Source organism: Phyllobacterium sp. P5_D12 (assembly GCF_054049495.1).
The window spans coordinates 1-2,239 of sequence record NZ_JBFUMG010000661.1; the positions used below are offsets into that span (position 1 = coordinate 1).

The 2,239-nt window shown below is 56.4% G+C and carries 2 protein-coding genes; both read left to right on the top strand.

Going from position 1 to position 2,239, the window contains the following annotated elements:
- On the top strand, window positions 1-337 hold a 337-nt coding region (locus tag ACXJ5O_RS24910; protein ID WP_457302247.1), incomplete at its 5' end, for an oligopeptide/dipeptide ABC transporter ATP-binding protein.
- Window positions 334-1,365: an Ldh family oxidoreductase gene (locus ACXJ5O_RS24915; RefSeq protein ID WP_457302248.1), complete on the top strand. Its 1,032-nt coding sequence runs from the start codon at window positions 334-336 to the stop codon at window positions 1,363-1,365. The genes ACXJ5O_RS24910 and ACXJ5O_RS24915, both read left to right, overlap by 4 nt.
- Window positions 1,366-2,239: the final 874 nt, after the last annotated feature.

The following is a 2,239-nucleotide window of genomic DNA, read 5'->3' on the forward strand; positions in this document are numbered from 1 at the left end:
CGTGCTGTACCTCGGCCGGATCATGGAGCTTGGACCCTCCGAGCGTGTATTCTCCGGCCCCCACCACCCCTATACGGAGGCTTTGCTCTCGGCTGTGCCGAAACTCGATGAGAGGGAGCGCGTGCGCGTACGACTGGACGGAGAGATTCCCAGCGCCATCAATCCCCCATCGGGGTGCGTTTTCCACACGCGCTGCCCGCGCAAGATCGGTGCAATTTGCGAGGAGCAGGAGCCTCAGCTGTTCACTGCGGAACCGGGTCACACGATCCGATGCCACATTCCCTATGAAGAACTCGCAAGACTGCAAAAAAAGACGCAAGAGGAAATAAGCGCATGAATGATTTGAGAGAGCTGACATTCGTTGAAATCGAATCCTTGGCGACGAAGGCCTTGATCTCTTCAAACGTCAGCATTGAAAACGCTTGGGCAGTTGCCAGATCGATTGCGGCCGCCGAGCGCGATGGGCAGGCAATCGTCGGTCTTTCCTACCTGCCAACTTATTGCGACCACGCGGCATGCGGCAAGGTCGACGGCCATGCGCGGCCCCATCTCGAAAATCTTTCGCCCGCTGTTCTCCGGGTAGACGCTGCAACCGGATTTGCCCACCCCGCAATCGTATTGGGCTTGCAACCATTGGCCGAAGCAGCCCGGAAAAACGGCATTGCTGCATTGTCCGTCGGCAATTCCTATGCGTGCGGATCGCTTGGCTATTTTGTCGAAGAGTTGGCTCAGCAAGGCCTTATTGCGCTAATGGCCGCGAACGCGTCGCCGTCGATAGCGCCATTTGGCGGGAAGACGCCTTTCTTCGGCACGAACCCATTGGCATTCGGCGTCCCACGTGAAGGACGCGAGCCGCTTGTCATCGATCAATCCTCGAGTGTGGTTGCCAAAGTAGCGGTGATCGATGCCTATAATCGCGGCGTAGCGCTTCCCGACGGTTGGGCGATCGATGCCGATGGCGTGCCGACCAACGATGCGGCTGCCGCGATGGGGGGCAGCTTGTTGCCGATCGGCGGTTACAAGGGGTTCGGTCTTGCCCTGGTGGTCGATATTCTGGCAGCGGGGCTCACACGGTCGCATTGGTCGTTCGAAGCGTCGTCATTTGGCGATTGCGAGGGGGGGCCACCCAGAACTGGCCAACTGATCATCGCGCTTGATCCAAAGGTGTTCGCAGGTGCCGGCTTTGCGGCACGGTTGGAGTTGATGTTGAGTGCGGCTCAAGAAGCACCCGCCGTGCGCCTTCCCGGCGATCGCCGCATCGAAACGCGCAGGAAGCACGGCACAGCGATTCAGGTTCCGGCGACTGTGGTCGAAACTGTCGAGCGATACACGAGAGAGGGATCGCCCCATGCTTTAAAAGGCTGATGCCGATCCGGCCGGTCTACCAGTAGAGCGGGTTCGAGTTAAAAGCGGTTAGGACCGCACTATGAACAGATCAAAATCTGTCCACTGATCACTTCGAGCTCAGCCAACTGTCTCGGTCCGCAGCTTTTAGGCCAACACCTCACTTTCGATTTCGCAACATCTCTCCGAAACAATTCTCCCGTAAGCCGACAACCGACGTAATGATCCTGACCGGGCTTAAATGAATGAGTGTCCGAGCCATAAGAATTTGCTTTGGTTGATTAAAAAGCGGCATCGCTGACTGACTCAGGCTGTCTGACAATTGGCGTCGACAAAAGCACTTTGTCTCACCCTCCGTGAGGTATCTAGCAAAACGGGCTAGCGTGGGTCGCAGTTTGCTAACAGAAAATCAATTCATGGACCTATCCATTTCCGGAAAGTGTCGAAGCCTTCGAACGGGCCGACGCGGGGCGCCCACAAGACGTGAAATACAGATCGCAATGCGCTGATAATTTGGAGATGAATGACGTGAGCTGGACACCGAACGGAAAGCATCTGATCGCCGGAGAATGGGTCAAACCTCTACGAGGCCACTGGCGAAGCATTCTAAACGATCATTTGCTCGGCGAGGTAGTGTTCGGGCCGCTCGTGTCCTCGTGCGAGTTCGTTCTGCGGATGACGTGGTCAATCTCGTCAAGGGCGATGCTAGTTGCGGAGGAACGTATAGACGGTGCAACGGAACTGCAGTCCCGATTGGAAACATTTACGATTGTATCTAAATCCTTCGCGACCATCCTCCAAACCACGACAAGCGAGCGAATGTGAACGCGCAGGCTCGCTTCTTCAACTGTAACATCTGGCCAAACGAGACCAACCAGGTCTCTGCACTGGCGAT